The organism is Herbihabitans rhizosphaerae, from assembly GCF_004216555.1.
In the GTDB taxonomy this organism is placed as follows: Bacteria; Actinomycetota; Actinomycetes; order Mycobacteriales; family Pseudonocardiaceae; genus Herbihabitans; species Herbihabitans rhizosphaerae.
This window is the reverse complement of sequence record NZ_SGWQ01000001.1, coordinates 461,719-482,574: the sequence shown is the minus strand read 5'-3', so window position 1 is coordinate 482,574 and position 20,856 is coordinate 461,719. Positions and strand designations below refer to the sequence as shown.

At 69.0% G+C, this 20,856-nt stretch carries 24 protein-coding genes; 15 read left to right on the top strand and 9 right to left on the bottom strand.

Going from position 1 to position 20,856, the window contains the following annotated elements; all coding sequences use genetic code 11:
• Positions 1 to 18: 18 nt before the first annotated feature.
• The 3 genes from EV193_RS02530 to EV193_RS02520 all read right to left on the bottom strand — a co-directional run bounded on the left by EV193_RS02530 (position 19) and on the right by EV193_RS02520 (position 3,382).
• Positions 19 to 1,074: a LuxR C-terminal-related transcriptional regulator gene (locus EV193_RS02530; RefSeq protein WP_130342293.1), complete on the bottom strand. Its 1,056-nt coding sequence runs from the start codon at positions 1,072 to 1,074 to the stop codon at positions 19 to 21.
• Positions 1,075 to 1,185: 111 nt separating this feature from the next.
• Positions 1,186 to 2,145, bottom strand: a complete 960-nt coding sequence (locus EV193_RS02525; protein WP_130342292.1) for an ATP-binding protein — start codon at positions 2,143 to 2,145, stop codon at positions 1,186 to 1,188.
• 79 nt (positions 2,146 to 2,224) lie between these two features.
• A complete protein-coding gene (locus EV193_RS02520; protein WP_130342864.1) occupies positions 2,225 to 3,382 on the bottom strand; it encodes an LOG family protein in 1,158 nt (385 codons plus the stop codon).
• 133 nt (positions 3,383 to 3,515) lie between these two features.
• Between EV193_RS02520 and EV193_RS02515 the strand changes: the two genes are divergently transcribed.
• The 3 genes from EV193_RS02515 (at position 3,516) to EV193_RS02505 (ending at position 6,777) form a co-directional block, all read left to right on the top strand.
• Positions 3,516 to 4,796, top strand: a complete 1,281-nt coding sequence (locus EV193_RS02515) for an SGNH/GDSL hydrolase family protein (protein ID WP_130342291.1) — start codon at positions 3,516 to 3,518, stop codon at positions 4,794 to 4,796.
• A 70-nt stretch (positions 4,797 to 4,866) separates the two neighbouring features.
• Positions 4,867 to 6,117, top strand: a complete 1,251-nt coding sequence (locus EV193_RS02510) for an SGNH/GDSL hydrolase family protein (RefSeq protein WP_130342290.1) — start codon at positions 4,867 to 4,869, stop codon at positions 6,115 to 6,117.
• Positions 6,118 to 6,144: 27 nt separating this feature from the next.
• Positions 6,145 to 6,777 (top strand): LysE family translocator, encoded by a 633-nt coding sequence (locus EV193_RS02505; protein WP_130342289.1) that lies wholly within the window; start codon positions 6,145 to 6,147, stop codon positions 6,775 to 6,777.
• Here the strand turns inward: EV193_RS02505 and purU are convergent.
• The gene (gene purU / locus EV193_RS02500; RefSeq protein WP_130342288.1) at positions 6,774 to 7,649 is read right to left on the bottom strand and encodes a formyltetrahydrofolate deformylase; all 876 of its coding nucleotides are present in this window, start codon (positions 7,647 to 7,649) and stop codon (positions 6,774 to 6,776) included. The genes EV193_RS02505 and purU overlap by 4 nt on opposite strands.
• A gap of 136 nt (positions 7,650 to 7,785) precedes the next feature.
• On the opposite strand from purU, the gene EV193_RS02495 reads away from it, so the two are divergent.
• Positions 7,786 to 9,294: an amidase gene (locus EV193_RS02495; RefSeq protein WP_423202124.1), complete on the top strand. Its 1,509-nt coding sequence runs from the start codon at positions 7,786 to 7,788 to the stop codon at positions 9,292 to 9,294.
• A gap of 4 nt (positions 9,295 to 9,298) precedes the next feature.
• On the opposite strand, the gene EV193_RS02490 is transcribed toward EV193_RS02495, so the two are convergent.
• From EV193_RS02490 to EV193_RS02480, 3 genes are read right to left on the bottom strand one after another with little or no spacing between them, the layout of a single operon-like run.
• On the bottom strand, positions 9,299 to 10,045 hold the full coding sequence (locus EV193_RS02490) for a maleylpyruvate isomerase N-terminal domain-containing protein (RefSeq protein ID WP_242613096.1): 747 nt from the start codon (positions 10,043 to 10,045) through the stop codon (positions 9,299 to 9,301).
• 9 nt (positions 10,046 to 10,054) lie between these two features.
• Positions 10,055 to 10,876 carry a class I SAM-dependent methyltransferase gene (locus tag EV193_RS02485; protein WP_130342286.1) on the bottom strand — a complete coding sequence of 274 codons (822 nt, stop codon included), beginning with the start codon at positions 10,874 to 10,876 and terminating at the stop codon, positions 10,055 to 10,057.
• Positions 10,852 to 11,355, bottom strand: a complete 504-nt coding sequence (locus EV193_RS02480; protein ID WP_130342285.1) for a DUF2505 domain-containing protein — start codon at positions 11,353 to 11,355, stop codon at positions 10,852 to 10,854. Before EV193_RS02480 ends, EV193_RS02485 begins: the two co-directional genes overlap by 25 nt.
• Positions 11,356 to 11,380: 25 nt before the next feature.
• Between EV193_RS02480 and EV193_RS02475 the strand changes: the two genes are divergently transcribed.
• The gene (locus tag EV193_RS02475; protein WP_242613095.1) at positions 11,381 to 12,469 is read left to right on the top strand and encodes a UDP-N-acetylmuramate dehydrogenase; all 1,089 of its coding nucleotides are present in this window, start codon (positions 11,381 to 11,383) and stop codon (positions 12,467 to 12,469) included.
• A 10-nt stretch (positions 12,470 to 12,479) separates the two neighbouring features.
• Positions 12,480 to 13,133, top strand: coding sequence for a maleylpyruvate isomerase N-terminal domain-containing protein (locus EV193_RS02470; RefSeq protein WP_130342283.1), 654 nt, complete (start codon positions 12,480 to 12,482; stop codon positions 13,131 to 13,133).
• Here the strand turns inward: EV193_RS02470 and EV193_RS02465 are convergent.
• Together EV193_RS02465 and EV193_RS02460 are read right to left on the bottom strand one after the other, a co-directional pair.
• Positions 13,130 to 13,300, bottom strand: coding sequence for a DUF397 domain-containing protein (locus EV193_RS02465; RefSeq protein WP_130342282.1), 171 nt, complete (start codon positions 13,298 to 13,300; stop codon positions 13,130 to 13,132). The two genes, EV193_RS02470 and EV193_RS02465, sit on opposite strands and share 4 nt — an antisense overlap.
• Positions 13,297 to 14,139, bottom strand: a complete 843-nt coding sequence (locus EV193_RS02460) for a helix-turn-helix domain-containing protein (RefSeq protein WP_165401184.1) — start codon at positions 14,137 to 14,139, stop codon at positions 13,297 to 13,299. The genes EV193_RS02465 and EV193_RS02460 overlap by 4 nt, the downstream gene beginning before the upstream one ends.
• 138 nt (positions 14,140 to 14,277) lie before the next feature.
• Between EV193_RS02460 and EV193_RS02455 the strand changes: the two genes are divergently transcribed.
• The 9 genes from EV193_RS02455 (at position 14,278) to EV193_RS02415 (ending at position 20,702) form a co-directional block, all read left to right on the top strand.
• A complete protein-coding gene (locus EV193_RS02455) occupies positions 14,278 to 14,571 on the top strand; it encodes a hypothetical protein (protein ID WP_130342280.1) in 294 nt (97 codons plus the stop codon).
• Positions 14,568 to 14,780, top strand: coding sequence for a hypothetical protein (locus EV193_RS02450; RefSeq protein ID WP_130342279.1), 213 nt, complete (start codon positions 14,568 to 14,570; stop codon positions 14,778 to 14,780). The genes EV193_RS02455 and EV193_RS02450 overlap by 4 nt, the downstream gene beginning before the upstream one ends.
• A 141-nt stretch (positions 14,781 to 14,921) precedes the next feature.
• Entirely contained in the window at positions 14,922 to 15,431 is a 510-nt protein-coding gene (locus EV193_RS02445; RefSeq protein WP_130342278.1) for a hypothetical protein, read from the top strand.
• Positions 15,424 to 16,044, top strand: coding sequence for a DUF3558 family protein (locus tag EV193_RS02440; protein ID WP_130342277.1), 621 nt, complete (start codon positions 15,424 to 15,426; stop codon positions 16,042 to 16,044). The genes EV193_RS02445 and EV193_RS02440 overlap by 8 nt, the downstream gene beginning before the upstream one ends.
• A gap of 88 nt (positions 16,045 to 16,132) precedes the next feature.
• Positions 16,133 to 17,314 (top strand): hypothetical protein, encoded by a 1,182-nt coding sequence (locus EV193_RS02435; protein WP_130342276.1) that lies wholly within the window; start codon positions 16,133 to 16,135, stop codon positions 17,312 to 17,314.
• 22 nt (positions 17,315 to 17,336) lie between these two features.
• On the top strand, positions 17,337 to 18,119 hold the full coding sequence (locus EV193_RS02430; RefSeq protein WP_130342275.1) for an ESX secretion-associated protein EspG: 783 nt from the start codon (positions 17,337 to 17,339) through the stop codon (positions 18,117 to 18,119).
• Positions 18,116 to 18,628: a YbaB/EbfC family nucleoid-associated protein gene (locus EV193_RS02425; protein ID WP_130342274.1), complete on the top strand. Its 513-nt coding sequence runs from the start codon at positions 18,116 to 18,118 to the stop codon at positions 18,626 to 18,628. Before EV193_RS02430 ends, EV193_RS02425 begins: the two co-directional genes overlap by 4 nt.
• Positions 18,629 to 18,636: 8 nt before the next feature.
• Complete coding sequence (locus EV193_RS02420) at positions 18,637 to 19,440, top strand: WXG100 family type VII secretion target (RefSeq protein ID WP_130342273.1); 804 nt, start codon at positions 18,637 to 18,639, stop codon at positions 19,438 to 19,440.
• 143 nt (positions 19,441 to 19,583) lie between these two features.
• Complete coding sequence (locus EV193_RS02415; protein WP_130342272.1) at positions 19,584 to 20,702, top strand: protein kinase family protein; 1,119 nt, start codon at positions 19,584 to 19,586, stop codon at positions 20,700 to 20,702.
• The last annotated feature ends 154 nt before the right edge of the window (positions 20,703 to 20,856 follow it).

The following is a 20,856-nucleotide window of genomic DNA, read 5'->3' as shown; positions in this document are numbered from 1 at the left end:
GGTCCGGACCCTAGCGTTTCAGTCGGGCTCGGTGGGGTGGTGTTCGGCCATCCAGGTCACGACCTGTGTCCGGGAGTGCAGGCCGAGTTTGTTGAGAATGCGGTCGACGTGTGTCTCGGCGGTGCGCAGCGAGATGACCAGCTTGCTGGCGATCTCCCGGTTGCGCAGGCCCTTGGCGACCAGCTCGGCGATCTCGGTTTCCCGCGGCGTCAACGGGTTGGGGTCCGCTTCGCCAAGGGCCAGCGGCAGCCACCGGGCCCTCGGCATCGCTCGACCATCGGCGACCAGTGCCTGGGTCCGGGATGGCGACAGCGCCGCCTCGATGGCGTCGATGTAGCGGCGGCGGAGCACACCGAACTGGCCGGTGCGCACCGGATCCATGGCTACCCCGCCCCACAGCACGTCGGACACGCCGATCAACGTCGCGGCGCGGACGAAGTCCTGGTCGTGCAGCGCCGCGGCGATGAGCGCGCTCACGGCCACGGCTTCGCCGAAGCGATCCTCGACCTGCTGTTTGAGCCGCAACGCCGTTCTGGCGGGCTCGGTGGCGGCCCGAGCGTTGCCGTCCAGCGCTTCGATCATGGCCAGGAAGCACAGTCCGCTCGATCGCCAGAAGACCTCGCCGATGCTCTCGCTGGCGGCGATGGCTTCCCGCAGGAGCTTCCGGCCCGTCTCGTAGTCTCCGGCCATGCCGGTGGCCACGCCGTGCACGATCGCGGCGTAGTACGCCCCCGGCTGGTGAGAGATCTCGCGGAAGGAGGTCAGCGCCTGCGCGAACAGGTCACGCGCGCTCGCCTCGTCGCGGCTGAACTGGTCGGCCAAACCGCGGATCAGTGCGAAGTACGCGTCGAACAATGGCTGGGCCACCGTGGCCCGGAGCTCCTCGTGCGCGTCGAGTTGCCGGCGGACGAAGTCGATCTTGTCCTGGTACACCGCGCACAGGCCCTCGGCCACCACCGCGGACAGCCGCTCGGGAGCGTCGGGTGGCAGCTCGGCGAGTGCCCGTTCCGTCCAGAGCACGGCCTCGCTGAACCCGCCCCGGATACTCCAGTACACGTCGAGCCGGCTGACCATGTGCACGGCCTTCTCGGCCTCGCCCGCGGCGAAGCAGAATTCCAGCGCGACGCGGAGGTTGGCGTGCTCCCGGCGTGTCCGGGCCAGCAGGGTGATCTGGTCGGGGCCGATTCAGTTGGACAGGAAATCGAGGGTCAGCGCGTAGCACCAGTCCCGGTGCAGCCGGGCGACCCGGAGCCGGTCGCCGGAGTCGTCCAGCATGTCTTGGCCGTACTCGCGCAGCGCCTCCAGCATGCCGTACCGGGCCTCGTCGTCATGCTCCTCGCGGAACAGGATCGACTTGTCGATGAGACTGCCGATGACGTCCAGCACGTCGGACCGGTCGACCCCGTCCCCGCCGCAGACCTGCTCGGCGGCGGCCAGGTCGAACCCACCGGAGAACACCGACGCCCGCGTCCAGACCAACTGCTCCGGCTCGGAGCACAGCTCGTAACTCCAGTCGATCATGGTCCGCAGGGTTCGCTGGCGGCTCGGGAGGTTGCGGGTGCCGACCGTCAGCAGGGACAGCCGGCTGTCGAGCCGGTCGGCGATCTGGCTCAGCGACAACGCCCGCACCCGGACCGCGGCCAGCTCGATCGCCAGCGGCAGACCCTCCAGCTTGCGGCAGACCCGTGCCAGGTCTTGGCTGTTGTCGCTGGTGATCGTGAACGTCGGCAGTATGGCGTTCGCCCGGTCCACGAACAGCCGCACCGCGTCGTAACGAGTCAGGTCCTCGGGAAGGGTCACCTCCTCGCCGGGCACGTCGAACGGGGGCACGGGCAGCAACTGTTCGCCGGGGGTGGCCAGGGACTGCCGGCTGGTGGCCAGCACCACCACTCGCGGGCAGTGCTGCAGGACCTCGTTCAGGAAGGGCGTGACTCCCTCCAGCAGGTGCTCGCAGTTGTCGAGCACGAGCAGCAGTTCCCGGTCCCGCAGGTGATCGACCACGACCTGGGCGGGAGTGGGGGTCGACTGGTCGGTCAGGTCCAGCCGATAGGCCACCGCGCTGCCCAGCAGTCGCAGCGACGTCGCCAACTCCGTGGCGCGGCCGACATAGCTGGTGATCTCGGTCTGGTCGCGATCGGTGTCCACTGAACTTCCTGCCCGCCCCGTTACAGACGACAAGAGCCCACCGAGTGTATTAGCCACCGTCCACTATGGCCTGTCGTGATCAGGGGGCGGTGCGGGCGTAGTCCTCCAGGACGGCGACGGCTTCGTCGGCGTCGTCGGTCACGGTGATCCACTTCTCCACTTCGCGGCCGCGCGCGAGCTGCCGCACGAGGGTCGCCGCCGGCACCTCGTCGAGCCAGAACTCCTTGCCCAGGAACACCATCGGCGCCGCGGGCCCGACGCTGGAGTAGTGGTTCTGCGTGTAGTCCTGGAACACCTCCTGCACGGTGCCCGCACTGCCCGGCGTGTAGACGACCCCGCCGGTGGCCACGGTGAGCAGACCGTCCTCGCGCACCGAGTTCGCGAAGTACTTGGCGTGCAGCTCGCAGAACGGGTTCGGCGGCTCGTGCCCGTAGAACCAGGTCGGGATGCCGATCGTGTGCGGGTACCCGCCGTCGGACGGCAGCGGCACCCGCAGCCCCGCGGCCAGCCAGCGCCCGATCTCCTCGGTGTCCACAGTGGACCCGCCGCGGCCGAAGCGGGCGGCGCCGGCCAGTTCGGCGAGCACGTCGTCCACCGCTGGGCACCCGGGCGCGGCCAGGCGCACGCCGAGCGGCACCGCCTCCATCGCACCTGGCCCGCCACCGGTCAGCACGGTGAACCTCGCGTCGCTCGCGCCCAGCCGCCGGCCGAGCTCCACGGCGGCGCGGTACCCGTCGGAGTCGCGGGTGAGCGCGTGCCCGCCCATCACGGCGACCGGCGGACCGGCGCCGGCTCCGCGCACCTCGGCCAGCTTCTCGGTCAGCGCCTCGGTGATCGCGTGATCGTGCAGCCGCTCGGCCAGCGCGTACACCGGGTCCGGCTGGCGCCCCTGTTCCTTGCTGTGCACGTAGATCCGCGAGTCCGGAGTGTCCGAATAGGACAGTGGTACGGCCGGATCGAACCCCTCGAACAGCTCGCCGGGGCTGTACAGGCTGGTGCGGTAGATCCGGTACGGCAGCTCGGGGATCTCCGGGAACAGGAGTGCGCCGGCCGCCTCCGCCCGGCGGGTCACCACCGAGCTGAGCCGGCAGCCGAGCAGCACCGCGCGGTCCAGCGGGGTCCGCAGCAGCGCCTCGTCGTCCGGCCCGGTGAGGTCCAGACCGATGAGTACCGCGCCCCGCAGGTCACCACCGGCCGCCCGGTGTTCGCGAAGGCTTTCCAGGTCCCCGAACTCCATGCGCACGAGATCAGCGTAGTCATGGTCACATCGCCGCTGCCGCGTTCGTCAGGAGAATGTCAGGGGTGCGCCGTAATGTCGATGATCAGGGACAGGTCGGGCTGACCGTTGATACCGAAGAGATGGGATCCACATGCGTCACCTCCGTGTCGCGGCCGCGCTGGCCGCCGCTCTCGCGCTCACCAGTCCGGGCATCGCCGCCGCGGAGACGTCCTCCGCGCCGCCTTCCGTTGCCGCGCAACAGCAATCGCTGACGTGGGTGGGCTCGTGGGGCGCCCCCGTCCAGCACGCGACCACCGCGTTCGTGCCGGACTGGTCCGAAGTGGGCTTCGCCAATCACTCGGTGCGCCAGGTGGTGCGGCTGACCGAGGGCGGTGTGGCCGCCAGGATTCGGTTGTCCAATGCCTACGGCGCGACACCGCTGCGGGTCAGTGGTGCGACCGTGGCCAGGACCGCGTCCGGCGCGGACATCCGGCCAGGAACGGTGCGCCATCTCACCGTCGGTCACCAGCGCTCGTTCACCATCGCGCCGGGTGCGGAGGTCGCGACCGACGCGGTGCCGCTGCCGGTGGCTCCGCTGGAGTCGGTGACGGTCACGTTGTACTTCGCCGAGCCCACCGGACCCACGACGTACCACTGGTACGCCAACACGGACAGCTACCGGGCCACCGGCGATCACCGTGCTGACCCGGCCGGCACGGCGTTCACCGAGACCACTCAGGCGTGGTACTACCTGGCCGGCGTGGACGTGATCAAGGTGTTCCCGAGGCGCACCGGTGTCATCGCGTTCGGTGACTCGATCACCGACGGCTATGGCGCGACGCCGGGCGCGAACAACCGCTACCCGGACGAGTTGGCCGAGCGACTGCGTGCCGAGGGCCGGCCGCGAGCGGTGATCAACCAGGGCATTGGCGGCAACCGGGTGACCGCCGACTCGCCGATCTTCGGCGACAAGGGGACCGCTCGGTTCAAGCGTGACGTGCTCGATCAGCCCAACGTGGGCACGGTGATCGTTCTCGAGGGCATCAACGACATCGGGATGAGCGGACAGGCGTTCCCGCCCGGCACGCCGCCGCAGCCCGAGGTGTCCGTCGAGCAACTGATCGCCGGGCACCGCGAGCTGATCGCACAGGCGCGCGCGGCCGGCGTGCGGGTGATCGGCGCGACTCTGTTGCCCTACAAGGGAGCCGACTACTTCACCGCCGAGGGCGAGGCCAAGCGGGACGCGCTGAACCACTGGATCCGGACATCCGGCGAGTACGACGCGGTGGTCGACTTCGAGCGTGCGGTCGTCTCACCGACCGACCCCGATCTGATCAATCCGGCCTACCACATGGGTGACTATCTGCACCCCAACGACGCCGGCTACCGCGTGATGGCCGACGCCGTGGACCCCGCCGCCTTCGCCCGATAGGCGGTCATATCGGCGCCGGTGCGTTCGTCAGGGGAGTGAACGTTCACACCGGAGAGACGGGATCATCCACATGCGTCACCTTCGTGTCGCGGCCGCGCTGGCCGCCGCTCTCGCGCTCGCCAGTCCGGGCATCGCCGCCGCGGAGACACCCTCTGGGCCGCCTTCCGTTGGCGCACAACAGCAATCGCTGACCTGGGCGGGCGGTTGGGGCGCGTCCGTGCACCGGGCGAGCCGCACGTTCCAACCGAACTGGTCCGAACAGGGCTTCGCCGACCACACCGTGCGCCAGGTGGTGCGGCTGACCGACGGCGGGCCTGCCGCCAGGATCCGGCTGTCCAACGCCTACGGCGCCACGCCGCTGCGGGTCACCGGCGCGACCGTGGCCAGGACCGCCGGCGGGGCCGACGTCCGTCCTGGCACGGTGCGGCACCTCACCGTCGGCCACCACCGCTCGTTCACCATCGCGCCGGGTGCGGAGATCGCGACCGACGCGGTATTGCTGCCGGTCGCCGCGCTGGAGTCGGTGACGGTCACGCTGTACTTCGCGCAGCCCACCGGACCGTCGACGTTCCACTGGTACGCCAACACGGACAGCTACCGGGCCACCGGCGATCACCGCGGCGATCACAAGGGCACGGCGTTCACCGAGACCACCCAGGCCTGGTACTACCTGGCCGGTGTCGACGTGATCAAGGTGTTCCCGAGGCGCACCGGCGTGGCCGCGTTCGGCGATTCGATCACCGACGGCTACGGCGCGACGCCGGGCGCGTACAGCCGCTACCCCGATGAGCTGGCTGAGCGGCTGCGCGCCGTGGGCAGGCCGCGCGCGGTGATCAACCAGGGGATCGCCGGCAACCGGCTGACCGGCGACTCGCCGTTGTTCGGTGACAAGGGGATCTCGCGGTTCAAGCGTGACGTGATCGACCAGCCCAACGTCGGCACGGTGATCATTCTCGAAGGCATCAACGACATCGGGATGACCGGCGCCGACGTGTCGGCCGATGCACTGGTCGCCGGGCACCGCGAGTTGATCAGGCAGGCGCGCGCGGCCGGCGTGCGCGTGATCGGCGCGACCTTGTTGCCCTACAAGGGTTCCGGCTTCTTCACCGCCGGGGGCGAGGCCAAGCGGGACGCGCTGAACCACTGGATCCGGACATCCGGCGAATACGACGTGGTGGTCGACTTCGAGCGGGCGACCGCCTCGCCGACCGACCCCGACCAGATGAACCCGGCCTACCACATCGGCGACGGGCTGCACCCCAACGACGCCGGCTACCGCGTGATGGCAAACGCCGTGGACCCCGCCGCCTTCGCCAGGTAGCTTCGCCACCATCAGAAAGGGGCGGCGATGACCGGTGGCTTGTTGTGGGGATTCACGCTGGTGGCGGTGATCGGCGTGATGACGCCGGGCCTGGACACCATGATCGTGCTGCGGCACTCGGTGTCCGGTGCTCGGACCGGTCTCGCCGCCGTCGCCGGCATCAGCGTCGGCTGCCTGGTGTGGGGCACGGCGAGCGTCGTGGGCCTCACGGGATTGCTCACCGCGTCGGAAGTCGCGTTCAACGTGGTGCGTGTGCTCGGTGCCGCGTATCTGCTCTGGCTCGGCTCCACGATGTTGTGGAATTCCTTGCGCCGCAAGGGATCCGACGTCGATGATGTCGAGCCGGAGCCGCGCGAGCGGACCATCTGGTCGGCGTTGCGCGCGGGATTCCTCACCAACCTGCTGAACCCGAAGGTCGGCGTGTTCTACATGAGCCTGCTGCCGCAGTTCCTGCCGCCGGGCGGATCGTCGTTCGGCTGGGGCGCGCTGCTGGTCGCGATCCACGTGACGGCCGGCGCGGTGTGGCTGTCCTGCGTGGTGTGGGCCGCCGGCCGGATGCGGGTGGTGCTGGCCAGGCGGCGGGTGCGCCGTTGGTTGGACCGGGTGATGGCCACCGTGCTGATCTCGCTGGGCGTGAAGCTGGTCGCCGAAGCTGCCTAGAACACCACGGTCTTGTTGCCGTGCAACAGGATTCGGTTCTCCAGGTGCCACCGCAGGCCTCGGGCGAGCACGACCTTCTCGATGTCGCGGCCCTTGCGCACCATGTCCGCGATCGAGTCGCCGTGGTCCACCCTGATCACGTCCTGCTCGATGATCGGCCCGGCGTCCAGTTCCGCCGTCACGTAGTGGCAGGTCGCGCCGATCAGCTTCACCCCGCGCTGGTGCGCCTGGTGGTACGGCCGCGCGCCGACGAACGACGGCAGGAAGCTGTGGTGGATGTTGATCGCGCGATGTGTCCACGCCGCGCACAACTCGGCCGGCAGCACCTGCATGAACCGGGCGAGCACGATCGCCTGCGGGTCGTGCGTGTCGACGACCTGGCGAAGTTGGGCGAACGCGGCCGCCTTGCCGTCCGGATCACCGGCGGGGAACGGCACGTGGTGGAACGGAATCCCGTGCGCCCGGGTGATCTCCCCGAGGTCGGCGTGGTTGCCGATCACCGCGGACACCGTGACGTCCAACTCGCCGGACGCGACCCGGCCCAGCAGGTCGTACAGGCAGTGGCCCTCGCGCGACACCAGGATCACCACACGCTTGCGCTCGCCGGTGTCGGTGATGCGCCAGTCCGCCGCGCCGGCCAGCTGCCGCGCCACGGGGAGGAACCGCCTGCGCAACTCGTCGATGTCGTAGGGGAGCGAGTCCGCGCGCACTTCCTGGCGAGTGCAGAACCAATCGGTGTCCGGGTCGGTGTGGTAGGCCGCCTCGACGATCCAGCCGCCCTCCTCGGCGAGGAACGTGGAGATGCGCGCCACGATCCCGGTCCGGTCCGGGCAGGCGAAGGTGATCACATAGCGGCGGTCGTTCTGGGTCACGGCGGGTCAGTCTTCCACCGAGCCGTGATCACGGCTCGGGGAGCGGTTTCTTGACTCCGATCGGGTGCCGGGATTGACTGTGATCATGCGGCGGCTCTGCGTGATGCTTTCGGTTGTGCTGCTTGCGATCCTCGCGATGGCGAGCTCATCGGCACAGGCGGAATCCACGTCGGCGATCGGCTTCGACCTCGACCGCGCCACCATCCCCGAACTGCAACGGCGGATGGATCGGGGCACCCTCGGCTCCGTCACGCTGACCGCGGCCTACCTCGCCAGGATCGCGACCGTCGACCGTGCGGTGCGTGCCGTGTTGCGCACCGATCCGACCGCGCTGGACCAGGCGAAGGCCAGCGACCGGCGGCGGCAGGCCGGGATGTCGCGCGGTCCGCTCGACGGGATTCCGGTGCTGCTCAAGGACAATGTGGACACCGCGGGCCTGCCGACGACGGCGGGTTCGCGCGCGTTGCGGGGCACGCCGCCGGCTCGGGACGCGACGCTGGTGCGACGGCTGCGCGAGGCGGGAGCGGTGATCCTCGGCAAGGCCAACCTGTCCGAGTGGGCGAATTTCCGCTCAACCAAGCCGACTTCGGGCTGGTCCGCGATGGGCGGCCAGACCAACAACCCCTACGTACTGGACCGCAACCCGTGCGGCTCGTCCTCGGGTTCCGCGGCCGGTGTCGCCGCCGCGCTCGCCCAGGTCGCCATCGGCAGCGAGACCGACGGCTCGATCGTCTGCCCCGCGGGGATGACCGGAGTCGTCGGCCACAAGCCGAGCCTTGGCCTGATCAGCGGAGCCGGAGTGGTGCCGATCTCCGCCGAGCAGGACACCGCGGGCCCGATCGCGCGGAACGTGGTGGACGTGGCGTTGACGCTCTCGGTCCTGCAGGGCCGCGATCCCGCCGACCCGGCGACGTCGAGGTATCCCGCCGGCCAGCCGACCGACTACGCGGCGCTGCTGCGTCCGGACGGGCTACGCGGCGCGCGGATCGGGCTGTGGCGGCTGCCCGAACTCGGGCCGGACGTCGAGCGGCTGATGACCCGGACCGCGGCGGTGTTGCGCGCGCACGGTGCCGAGGTGGTCGACGTCGTACCGCCGTACCAGCAACGGATCCAGGAACTGGAGTTCCCCGCGCTGCTCACCGAGTTCCACCGCGACATCGACGCCTACCTGCGAACCCGCCAGGACGCGCCGCGCGACCTGGCCGCGTTGATCGAGTACAACCGCGGCGACCCGCTGGAGCGGACCTGCTTCCCCGGGCAGGAACTGTTCGAACAGGCTCTGGTCGCACCCGGCCCCGACGATCCCGGGTACCGTGCGCGCCGCGCGGAACTGACCGATCTGGCCCGACGGTCGATCGACGAGGTGCTCGCCGCGCACCGGCTCGACGCGATCGCCGCACCGACCAACCCGCCCGCGTGGAAGACGGATTGCGCCAAGGGCGACAACGACGTCATCCCGTCGTCGACCCCCGCCGCGGTCGCCGGGTACCCGGATGTCACCGTGCCGGCCGGTTTCGTGGGCCCGCTTCCGGTCGGCGTCTCGTTCATGGCCGGCCGGTGGGCGGATGCCCAGGTGCTCTCGCTCGCCGCGGCCTTCGAACGGGCGGCCAAGGCCCGCAAGCCCCCGCGCTACCTGCCGCACTGACGAGTCACGGCGCGGGGAACAGCTCCAGCAGCGACGTGTCGCCCTTGATCACCGCGGTGCTGGGCCGCCGCCAGACCGCCCGGTACACCGCGTCCGCCGTGCCGGCGATCGTCAGGTCGGCGTCCACACCGGAGTCCTCGACCGGTCCGATCTCCAGCGGGTGACCCTCGCGCAGCCGCGCCTCCCAGGTGCGCCCGCCGTCGGCCGCGTGCCACACGACCTTGCCGGACCTGGTGACCGGCTCGCGTTTCACGCCGACGATCATGCCGAGCAGCTCGTCCACGCCGTCCGCGGCGAACACCGGGTCGAACAGCAGCGTCGGCACGTCGGTCGGCGCGCCGCCGCCCTGCTTGGCGTGCTCGGCGTCGAGCCGGTGGATCGCCACCTCGTGCGCCTGCCGGCGCGCCCACCAGCCGGACGTCTGCGGCGCGCCCGGCACGAACACCGCCGCCGGCGCGTCCGGGCCGCGCTCGACCAGCTCGGCGACGAACGCGGCGCGCAGCTCGTCCCACCAGGTCAGCACGTCGTCCCAGGCCTCGGGCGGGGTCGGCGCCGGGTCCGGCTGCGTGCCCGGCTCGGTGCGCAGCGCGTTGTAGGTCCAACCGTGCACCCGGCCGACGTGCGCGATCAGCCGCTGGACCGTCCACTTCGGACACGTCGGGACTTGGGTATCCGGGCCGGCGGCGACGGCGGCCGCACGCAGCGCGTCACACTGCTCGCCGATCGCCCGCAGGTACTCCTCGAAGGTCACGTCGTCACACTAGTGAGCCGGCGCGACCACCGACCAGTCCACCGTGACCTCGCCGTGCCGCCACCGCCGGTGGTTGTCCCGGACCGGCACACCGGACTCGGCGAGCAGCCGCACCGCCTCGGCCCAGCGTGCCCGATTGCCGAACGGGACGAACGGCGCGGCCCGGTCCCAGCACTCGTCGAACGCATTGAGGAACGCGTGAACCCGTTCTCCGGCAACGTTTCTGTGGATGAGTGACTTCGGCAGCCGCTCGGCCAGATCCGACGGTCTGTCCACATCGGACGGACGGCAGGACAGCGTGAAGGTGAGTGGTCCGGCCGCCGACAGGGTGATCCAGCAGCAGCGCCGGCCGATCTCGTCGCAGGTGCCCTCGATCATCAGGCCACCGGGTGCGAGCGCGTCGAGCATGGTGGTCCAGGCGCGCTCGGCGGCGTCCTCGGGGTACTGGCGCAGCACGTTGAACGCGCGCAGCAGCACCGGCCGGGCGCCGGCCAGCTCGAACCCGCCGCGCCGGAAGGTCAGCCGGGGCGGGTCGGCCAACTCGCGGGCGGCGGCCACGCGTTCGGCGTCCAACTCGAGGCCGATCACCTCGACGTCGGCGCGCACGGCGGCGATCCGGCCGGCCAGCTCGATCGTGGTGATCGGGGAGGAGCCGTAGCCGAGGTCCACCACCAGCGGGTGCCCGGCGCGCGCCAGCACGCCGGAAACCATTGGTGTGCCGAGGATCCAGCGGTCCACGCGGCGCAGCCGGTTCGGGTTCGTGGTGCCGCGCGTCGGCAGGCCGAGCGCCCTGGCCCGGCCCGCGCTCAGCCGGACTGGGCGGCGAGCCACTTGGCGGTGAACTCCGCCTCGCGGGTGAGCAGCCGCTGCACCTGACTGGCGATCACCTGTTCGAGCTTGCCACCCACGAGCGGGATCCCGACCGTCACGTTCGCGTCGATGGCGAGCTCGCTGCCGTCGGCCACGTCCCGGACGCGCGCCGTGCCCTTGATCTCGCCCGGCGCGCCGGAGATCTTGGTGTGCAGCGACCCGGTGTAGCCGTCGCCCTGGGCGCGCCACTCCTCGAGGCGGTGCACCACCAGGTCGCCCTTCAGCAGCGTCCGTGCCGCCGACGGGAGGTTCTCCGCGTCCATGCCCTGCCGGAGCCGGTAGGAGACGCCATTCTCGGTCGCCGAGTAGTCGCTGAGCTGGGCATTCTTGCCGCCGAGCGCCTCGAGGCGGTCGGTCAGGAACGCCTCACTGGTGATCTTGGAATAGAGGTCATGCGCGGGTGTCGCGAAGCTCGCGCGGTGCTCGATACGGCCGGCCATGCACCGGAGGTTACCGTTAGCCATTGTGACGAGCCTCCCGATCGGCGCGGTGCCGCGGCTCGCGGTACCACTGGCCGACTACACGACGCTGCGCCTTGGCGGCCCGGCCGCGCGGTTCGTGTCGGCGACCGTGGCGACCGAGTTGGTGGACGCCGTGCGGGCAGCCGACCGGTCCGCGCAGCCGCTGCTCGTGCTCGGCGGCGGGTCGAACCTGGTGGTCGCGGACTCCGGATTCGCGGGCTCGGTGGTGCACATCGCGACCACCGGACGGCGGTTCGACAGCTGCGGCGGCGGCAAGGTGCAGTTGACCGTCGAGGCCGGTGAGGACTGGGACGCCGTCGTGCGGACGACGGTGGACAGCGAGCTGGGCGGGTTGGAGTGCCTGTCCGGCATCCCGGGGCTGGTCGGTGCGACACCGGTGCAGAACGTCGGCGCGTACGGCGTCGAGGTGTCGCAGATGCTGGTGTCGGTGGACCTGCTGGACCGGGCCAGCGGCGAGGTGCGCACGCTCGACACCGTCGACCTGGAGCTCGGGTACCGCACCAGCATGCTCAAGGGGACCGACTCGGCCGTGGTGCTGCGCGCCCGGTACGAGCTGACCGACGACGGGTTGTCCGCGCCGATCCGGTACGCCGAGCTGGCGCGCGCGCTCGGGGTGGAGATCGGCGACCGGGTGCCGGTGCGCGAGGCACGGTCGGCGGTGCTGAACCTGCGGCGGGGCAAGGGAATGGTGCTCGACACGGACGACAACGACACGTGGAGTGCCGGGTCGTTCTTCACCAACCCGGTGCTCGACGATGCTGGGCTGGAAGCGGCGCTGGAGCGGATCGCCGCGAAGATCGGCGACGACGTGCGGGTGCCGCGGTATCCGGCGGCGAACGGCCACAAGCTGTCGGCCGCGTGGCTGATCGAGCGCGCCGGTTTCGGCAAGGGTTACTCGGGGCCGGGCGGGCGGGTCGCCCTGTCCGGCAAGCACACCCTGGCGCTGACCAATCGAGGCGCCGCGACGACGGCCGATCTGGTCGCGCTCGCGCGCGAGGTGCGCGACGGCGTGCACGAGGAGTTCGGCGTGTGGCTGCATCCCGAGCCGGTGTTCGTGTCCTGCTCGCTCTAGCGTTGCCGGAGTGGATCACTTCGCACGCTCGTGGACCGCGTTGCGCGCCGCCGTCGACGAGCTGTCCGACGAGGACTGGGAACGGCCGTCGGGTTGTGCCGGCTGGCTCGTGCGGGACCTGGTGTGCCACCTGATCATCGACGCGCAGGACGTCCTGATCACGCTCGTCACGCCCACCGACGCGCCGCCGACTGTCGACTCGGTGTCGTACTGGAAGCTGGTCGAGCCGCCGGCCGGTGACGATCCGCTGGACGCGCTGATCCCACGATTGGCCGCCGCGTACGGCGAGCCGAGGTGGCTCAAGTTCCACTTCGACGATGTTGGTGCGGCTGCCGGCCGCGCCGCGTCGCTGGCGGATCGGGCCGTTCGGGTCAGCACCCAGGACATGGTGCTGACGGCCGGGGACTATTTGTCGGCGTACCTGATGGAGTGGACGCTGCACCATCTCGACCTGATCGCGCACCTGCCCTCGGCCGCCGACCCGTCCGCCGAGACGTTGGCGGCCGCGCGGGCGTCACTGGAGAAGATCGCCGGCACGCACTTTCCGGAGTCCTTCGCTGATAAAGAAGTACTCCTGATCGGCACCGGCCGCCGCGCACCGACCGCCGCCGAGACGGCCGCCCTGGGTGAACTGGCTGCAAGGCTGCCGTTCGTTCTCGGCTAACTGTTCTTCACATGCCGCACGAGTGCCGCGACGGCCGTCCTGTGCACGGAGAGCTGGATCTTGCGATGTTTACTGTCCCGAACACCGTCCAGCGTGCTCGGCAACTCGACGCAGTTGCCGTTTTCGCCGGTGAAGCTGCTTTTCTTCCAGTGGAGATCCGTATTCATTCCTGCTTCTCCAGCTCCTCTATCCTCTTCTTGATGAGGTCGACTGATTGGTCCGGATTCAATGCGACCTGATCCAAGTTGACGCAGGCCTCGCTGTAGATCTGAATGACGTCTGGGTCGTAAAGAAATGCTCCAGCTCTCAGGTGCTCCACGTGCACAATGGGAGGGGTCTTCGAGAACTCGTAGAACACGAAGGGGCCGTGGAGGCCGCGATGCCATCCAATGCCCTGGCGCACGACCCGCAAGCGGATGTTGTCGTGGTCGGTCAGGGCAAGCATCGCGCGTAGCTGGTCGGCCATGACCTCCTTGTCGCCAATGACATCTGTGATGGCTGCTTCACCGACCAGTGCGTCGAACCTCGTCGGATTCCGTCGAGTCAAAATGTCGCGTCGGCCAAGTCGAATGCGGACCTGCGTATCAGCTACGCCGGATTGGCCACCAATGATCACGCGTGCGTAGTCGCCGGTCTGCAGGAGTCCTGGGATGAGATGCGGCGACCATTCGGTGATCGTGGCCGCCGTCGACTCGCATTCGAGCACTCCGGCCAATTGTTGAGAGATCCCCAGCGCCCCTGCTGGTAGCCAGTTCGTGTCACCGGCGCGGCGGGCGATGTCCATGATTCGGTCGCATTCCTCGGCACTGACACCCAGATGTGCCAGCAGTGTTGCGACCTGTTCGGGTGACGGCACCCGTTTTCCATTGATCCAGAATGAGATCGTGGTGTGCGAGACGCCGCACTTCTTGGCCAGGTCCCTGATCCTGATTCCGGCCTGCTCGAACGCCTTGCGCAACTCGTGCGCGAGCGCCCGCGTGCGGGGCGTCTGCGTGGTTACCTCCACGAACCGAGGATACGACTCACGTTCAGACATGGCGGCACCGTCCATTCGAGTGAACTAGTTCTGGTTACAAACCAAAACCAATCTCACTAAACCTACCGTGGTCAAGTACACGAATGGGTGCTGTCAGGGAGGTCCACGATGAGTTCGCAGGTCATCAGTCACGCCGACGCCGTGGCCAGATATCCGGCCCTGGAAGCGTTGCCGACGGATGTCCACTGGCGCTGGGAGGTGCGGCCGTTGGGCGGTCGTTGGGGCGCTGAACTGTGGGGCAGCGTGACCATCGACCACGGCGCGGCCGGCGTTGGGATCTTCATCTACCGCGATTACGCGAAAGCCCTGCGCGTCGAGCAGTGCGATTTCCCCGAGCAGGTCACCGGAACGCTGGGCGCCGCCGTCGACGCCGCCGCGAAGTTCCTGTCCGGACACCGGTGAGCGCCTCGCCGTCCGGCCTGTGGGCGCTGGGGCTGATCGGCTCCAAGTGTCACCTTCGCCAGGGTGCCGCCGATCGCCTCGGCTGGGCGGTCTGCGGCGCACTCGTCGACGCCGCCGCGCCCGATCCGCGCAGCGCCGACGAAGATCACGTCTGCGGCCGCTGTCACGGGTGGGTGATCAGTCACTGCATCTTCTACCTGCGCGAATGACCACCACGATCACTGTTGGTGGCGGCAGTGGGCCATTCGTGTGAACTGAGTCCAAGCGGCCCCCGACGGCGGCAGCGGCCCTTGTAACGTCTCCCCCGACGAAATCCCACGTGGGGACGTGGTGATCAACGAGGGGGAAACATGGCCGCAGACTGGGAGACCTCGGACTTTCAGAAGCTCGGGTTGCCCGGCTCACCGGAGTGGAACGGCAAGCGGGCTGAGGCAGAGCACCGGATCGTCGAGGCCGCCGAGGCGCGCAAGCGGCAATTGGCCGAAGCCGCCGCCCGTGGCGAACCGCCGCCGCCCTACCCGGCGCCCGGCAAGGGCAAGCATGTCTTCGCCGACCTCAACCACCTCGACGCCGTCGTCAAAATGGGCGACCAAATCCTCGCCAGGTACGCATGGCAGGTGGAGACGCTTCGTAAGGCGGCCGTCCATGCGGTGGCGCCGGCGCCGGACTATTCGGGGAGCAAGATGCAGGCCAAGGAGCAGCGCGCTTATGCCGAGGCCGAACTCGCTCGCGTCGTCGCGGAGAGGGCGCGTGCGGAGCAGCTTCAGAACGAGTTGCGGGCGGCGTTGACACAGATGCGGCAGACCGAGGAAGCCAACCAGCGGAAGTTTCGCGGTAAGGGTGGTTCTCGCGATGCGTGACACCGTTCTCACGATGGTTGCGGGTGCCGCGCTGCTGGCTGTTGTTCTCGCGGGATGTTCGAGTGGCAGTGCTCAACCGCCGCCGACCTCGCCGGGCAGTTCGACGACAAGTGTCGCGGCGCCGACCACGACTCCGGTGCGAACCACACCGTCGCTGCCGAGTGCCGGTGCGCCGAAGGTGGAGCGGCCGTTGGATGCATCCGCGGCGGTTGCTGATCCGTGTGCGGCGGCGATCTCTCCGCGTCTGGTGCAGCAGTTGGGGCTGCCGACTCCAGGGAAGCGGGAAGGCAGGATCGTGGACTGCAGGTGGGCCTCCACCCAGGCGGGACGGACGGGGGTCGATTTTTTGGTGGACATGCGTGGGTTGACGGACATCTACCGGAAGCAGCAGGCGGGGCATTTTCGGCGGTGGGAGCCGACCACTGTGCTCGGGTATCCGGCTGTGTTCGCTGATCCCCTGCCGACGCCAGGGGATTGTGAATTGATTGTGGGGGTATCGGATTCACTAGCGTTTGCGTCTGTCGCGGTCAGCCATCCGGTGAAAGAGCAGGCGTGCGCTCATGTGGTTCGGGTCGCTGAAGCTGTGATCAAGACTTTGCAGGGGGTGGGGTGACATGCGTGAGGGTGGCAACCCCGGAATGACGGGGGATCAGATTTATCGGAATTTCAATGAGGATGCGTTCGGTCCGCAGGAATTGCAGATGTCGTCGGACGCGTTGAGGGAGTACGCGGACGCGGCTGCTGGGGACGCGGCTCTGGTGCGCCGGTGGGTGCGGGAGATCGACGCGGGGTGGCAGGGCGACGCGGCCTCTGCTGCCGGGTCGGCGATCGTTCCGCTGGCCGTGGAGCAGGATGCGGCGGCTGGGCGTGCCGGCGAGTCGCAGAACTTGGGGTACGGCCAGGTCACCGGGTTCGGCGACTCGAAGACCAGGGTGGTGCCGGTTCCGCCGCTGCCGGACAAGCCGGGTGATCCGAGTTCGTGGCCAGCGCCGGAGCAGAAGTCGTTCCGCGATGGCGTCGCCGCGCACAACGACGCCGCGCAGCAGAACAGGCTCGTCATGAGCGGCTACGAGCGAACCAGTGCGGCCAATGCGACGTTCCCGCCCACCGCGCCGCCGACTCCGCTGCCCGGCGGCGACGTGGGGATCACCACCGCGTCGAGCGGGCAAGGGATCGGCGACACCACGCCGGTTCCCGTGCGCGGTGGCGGATCGACGCGTTCTTCCCGGAGTGGCAGCGGTTCTTCGGTGGCGCCGCCACCAGCGATCACCGGCACCGGTCAGCCTCCGCCTGTTGGTGGTGCGCCGCAGCCGATTCCCGGTCCGCCGGTTACCCGGCCGGGCCCGGGTGGTCAGCCTGTGCCTCCCGACAGCCTCGATGGCCGCCAGCCTGACGGCCGGACCGGAATCTCGGACTGGCAGCCTCCCGAACGCACGCCGGGCGAGCTGGCAAACCGGCTCACCGGTGAGGACGGAACGCGGCGAGGCGGGGGTGGCCCGGGTACCGGCCTGTTGCCCGGTGGTCCTGGGATCGGCGGCACCTTTGGTGACAGTGAGCGCGGAGGTGGCGGCCGAGGCGGTGCGGGCGGAGTGCCCGGCGGCAGAGGCGGCATCGCGCCTGGACCGGGTGTCGGTGCCCATGCTCCCGAGCACGGTCCGGCTGGACGGGCCACCGGTGCGGGCGCGGCCGGGATGCGTGGCGGCGGTGCCGGCGCGATGGGTGGCATGCCCATGGGTGGCGCGGGCGCCCGAGGTGACGAGGACAAGGAGCACGAGCGGCCGTCGTTCCTGGTCGAGCCCGACCCAGATTCGATCTTCGACTCTGACGAGGTGACCGCGCCGGCCACGATCGGCGTGGACGAGGACGAGCCGCCGCAGCGGTGAACTGACGTCAACTGGGGGTTCAATGGTGTTGCCCGCCGCGGCGCGGGTCGACGCGCGGCTGCTGGCCGATATCGCGGAGCTGCACAACCTCGGCGAGTTGCACTTGACGCTCGCCGAAGTGGTGTGGCGCCCGAATGAGGCTCGCGCGGAACGGGAACGCGAGGTCCGGGACGAATGCGACAGGCTCGGGTGGCTGGACCGCCGAGGGCGTCTCGACGTCGAGGTGGAGACCACTCTTCGCGTGCTGTGCCGCGCCGCCACCGAGTTCTATGGCTGGGTGAGCCACCGGGACGACGATGCCGAGCTGATCACCGGCGTGGTCGCCGCGGCCATCGGACGGGAAGCCGTGCTGGCGATGCGGCAGCAGGACACGGTGTGGTTGAGCCAGATTCCGAACGCGAACGAGCTGGCCGAGACCCTCGTGTACCAGTTGCCCGACGTCCGGCCGGCTGATGTCTCGCCGCTGCGAGTGTCGACGAAGGAACTCGCCGCCACGTCGGCGTCAGGCCGTACGCGAGCGCCCGGTGGTGTGGCGATTCGGCGTGCCAGTCCCGAGGCGCGGCAGATCCGGCAGATCATGGATCTTCCCGTGCGGGGCAGCGGCGAACTGTACGCGGGCGTGCGCGATTCCCGGGATCGCTACCTGACGTCCGAGTACCCGCTGCGCTATGCGGACACGGATCGCGGTCGGTACCGCGCCAGGCACACGCCTGCCGACGGGGTGATCTATCTCGATGTCGGGCCGGGCACCGACGTCGACCTGATCAGGCAACTCCGCGAGCTGCACGAGATGCTGACGCGATGACGCCTGAGGAGTGGCTGGCCGGGTTCGAGTCGACCGTGGCCGACGTGCGGCGCAAGGCCGCGGAGTTCGAGCAGAACCTGGAGCAGGCCGGGGCGACCGAGGTGTCCAAGGACGGCTCGCTCCGGGTGACCGTGGCACCGAACGGCGCGCTGACCGGTCTCGAGATCGGTGACGCGGCGGCGCGCCGACCCGGTGGTGAATTGGCAGCGCAGATCATGGCGCTGGCGCGCAAGGCACAACGCTCGGCCGCTGTTCGTGTCGCCGAGGCGTTCGCACCACTGGCGGGCGAGGACTCCGAGGCACTGCGGATGGTCACCAGCTATGTGCCGCCGGAGGAACCCGAAGAACCGGAGGCACCGAGCGTCGGCCGCCGGATCGTGGTCGGCAGCGAAGAGCCGGTCGAGGAGAGCCCGCCCCGGCCGGCGCCGCGTCCGAAGCGCTCCCGACCGGCCGAGGACGACGAGGACTTCAGCGAGCGGGACACGTTCCTGCGGCGGAAGAAGCCATAGGAGGCGCGATGCTGGACTCGTACGCGGGCCTGATCTCCTCGCTCACCAGCGATGCCGAGTCCGAGGGTGAGCAGGTGCTCGACGTGTCGATCTCCGCCGCCGGAGCGGTGACCGACACCGTCGGCGCGGCAATCGACCCGGTCGGCGCGGTGTTGTCGGCGGGCGTGGGATGGCTGCTGGAGCACGTGAAGTTCCTGCGTGAACCGCTGGACGCGCTGCTGGGCAACCCGGACGAGATCAACGCCAACATCGACGCGCTGAAGACCGCGGCCGCCGAGATCCGCACGATCGCGGACGAGCATCGCCAGGACCTGACGACCGTGGCCGACTGGAGCGGTGACGCGGGCGAGGCGTACCACGGCACGATGAAGCGGATGGCCGAGGAGTTGGACGGCCTCGGGCTGACCGTCGACGGCACGGCGGCCGTGGTCGGGGTGTCCGGCACGCTGGTGACCGTTCTGCGCGGGATCGTCTTCGATCTGGTCTCCTCGGTGGTCGCCGAACTGATCAAGGGCGCGTTGATCGCCGCGGCGTCCGCGATGATCACCTTCGGTGGTTCGATCGCCGCGTTCGTCGGCTACGCCGTGACGAGGGCGGCCGCCACCGCCGCGAAGATCGCCGCCAAGATCGGCAAGCTGCTCGGCGGGCTGGCCAGGCAGGGCGGCCGGCTGGCGAAGCTGTCCGAGGCGATGGGCAAGCTGACCAAGGGCCTGGAGCGGTTCGCCGACGTCGGTGACATCGGAATGGCCGTGTACCAGGGCGCCAAGCCGTACGCCGCGCCCCAGCAGCCGGGCACCGGAGCCCAGCCGTGACCCCGCGTCGCAGGACGGATGCTGGCTCAACCTCCCGCCGCGACACCGGCGACAGCGGGCGGCCGCCCGACGCGGGGACTCCCCGTCCTGACGCGCGACCGCCAGGCGAAGGCACCGGTGTCACACCGGACAACATCGACGCCGTGGCTCGCCGAATGGCGGCGACGAGCGGAAAGGTCCAGGGCGTGTTGCGGTCGCTGGCGGGTGTCAGCGTCGGCCGGGAAAGCTACGGACTGGTCGGCTCCACCTTCGCCGACAGCGCCCAGACCCACCTGGACACCACTCGCGACAACCTCGACAAAGGCGCCACTGCCGTCGACGCCGCGCACGCCAAGACCGCCCAGGCCGCCAAGACCTACCGTGAGACCGAGCATCGGAACACAGAAAGATTTACCTCCACGAACCAACGCCTGGCCAAATCTGGCATTCGGGGTGAAGTGGTCTCTGATGTGGATCGTCGCGCAGACCAACCGAATGCAGAAACGAGAATTGGAGATCGTCTTAACGCGAATTCACCGAAGGTGTCTCGGCACATCCTGAGTGAAGTCGAGCAGTCTCTACATGAAAGGAGTAAGCAAGTTGTCCAGGTTCGCGAGCTTAAGCCTGGTGAGCATGTGAACGAAGCATTCGATGTCACGTTCAGTGACGGGTCTCATGGGGTCTACAAGCCCATTGCTGGTGCGGATGCAAGTATACGTGAGAGTATTCCTGCCGATGGGATGGCGGCGCGCGAGGTTGCCGTATCTCGGTTAGATGAGAAGCTCGGTTTTGGTCTCGTTCCTACAACCGCCTTTGCGGATGGGCATCGGGGCCTGGGCTCCGTGCAGCAGTGGCAGGATTCGACGGATGGGCGGCCGCCTGAAGATTATCCGCGCTACCAGCAGGAGCAGGTAGCAGTTCTAGACTACATAACCGCCAATACCGACAGACATCCGGGAAATAACCTCACTAGCCCCGAAGGAAACTTTGTGGCGATCGACCATGGATACTGTTTTCCGGAGACGGCGGCGGACAAGCTACGCTCCTCGTATGTTGCACACAACTTGAATGTCCCTCTTTCCGAGGAACTTCTCGCCAAGGTAAGGTCGATTGACCTTGGCGAGGTGGCCGATCTGCTTGCAGCAACCGGGCTTCGCGGTAGTGCGGCTTCTGACGGGATCGCTCGATTAGGTGAAATACAGGAGAGCGGTATGATCACTGGAGATGCATGGCCAGGTGTGATCACGGACGCCTACTGGCGTACTGTGAGAGGGGCAAAATGACGGGAGATGATGCGTCACCGACGTGTGTCGCGCTCTATACATGGGGTGCGGACCATGAGCCGCTGCGTGCTGCAGAGTTTCGATGGAATCGGAGCGGTGGGGTCGAACTGGTTGTGCATAATACTGAGCGGGGCGGTCGATTTGCGCGCGAACT

Excerpts from the sequence above, each read along its gene's own strand:
- EV193_RS02530 (WP_130342293.1), bottom strand. The coding sequence starts at position 1,074 with ATGGTCAGCCGGCTCGACGTGTACTGGAGTATCCGGGGCGGGTTCAGC.
- EV193_RS02520 (WP_130342864.1), bottom strand. The coding sequence starts at position 3,382 with ATGGAGTTCGGGGACCTGGAAAGCCTTCGCGAACACCGGGCGGCCGGT.
- EV193_RS02515 (WP_130342291.1), top strand. The coding sequence starts at position 3,516 with ATGCGTCACCTCCGTGTCGCGGCCGCGCTGGCCGCCGCTCTCGCGCTC.
- EV193_RS02510 (WP_130342290.1), top strand. The coding sequence starts at position 4,867 with ATGCGTCACCTTCGTGTCGCGGCCGCGCTGGCCGCCGCTCTCGCGCTC.
- EV193_RS02505 (WP_130342289.1), top strand. The coding sequence starts at position 6,145 with ATGACCGGTGGCTTGTTGTGGGGATTCACGCTGGTGGCGGTGATCGGC.
- EV193_RS02495 (WP_423202124.1), top strand. The coding sequence starts at position 7,786 with ATGGCGAGCTCATCGGCACAGGCGGAATCCACGTCGGCGATCGGCTTC.
- EV193_RS02480 (WP_130342285.1), bottom strand. The coding sequence starts at position 11,355 with ATGGCCGGCCGTATCGAGCACCGCGCGAGCTTCGCGACACCCGCGCAT.
- EV193_RS02465 (WP_130342282.1), bottom strand. The coding sequence starts at position 13,300 with ATGAATACGGATCTCCACTGGAAGAAAAGCAGCTTCACCGGCGAAAAC.
- EV193_RS02455 (WP_130342280.1), top strand. The coding sequence starts at position 14,278 with ATGAGTTCGCAGGTCATCAGTCACGCCGACGCCGTGGCCAGATATCCG.
- EV193_RS02445 (WP_130342278.1), top strand. The coding sequence starts at position 14,922 with ATGGCCGCAGACTGGGAGACCTCGGACTTTCAGAAGCTCGGGTTGCCC.
- EV193_RS02440 (WP_130342277.1), top strand. The coding sequence starts at position 15,424 with ATGCGTGACACCGTTCTCACGATGGTTGCGGGTGCCGCGCTGCTGGCT.
- EV193_RS02435 (WP_130342276.1), top strand. The coding sequence starts at position 16,133 with ATGTCGTCGGACGCGTTGAGGGAGTACGCGGACGCGGCTGCTGGGGAC.
- EV193_RS02430 (WP_130342275.1), top strand. The coding sequence starts at position 17,337 with ATGGTGTTGCCCGCCGCGGCGCGGGTCGACGCGCGGCTGCTGGCCGAT.
- EV193_RS02425 (WP_130342274.1), top strand. The coding sequence starts at position 18,116 with ATGACGCCTGAGGAGTGGCTGGCCGGGTTCGAGTCGACCGTGGCCGAC.
- EV193_RS02420 (WP_130342273.1), top strand. The coding sequence starts at position 18,637 with ATGCTGGACTCGTACGCGGGCCTGATCTCCTCGCTCACCAGCGATGCC.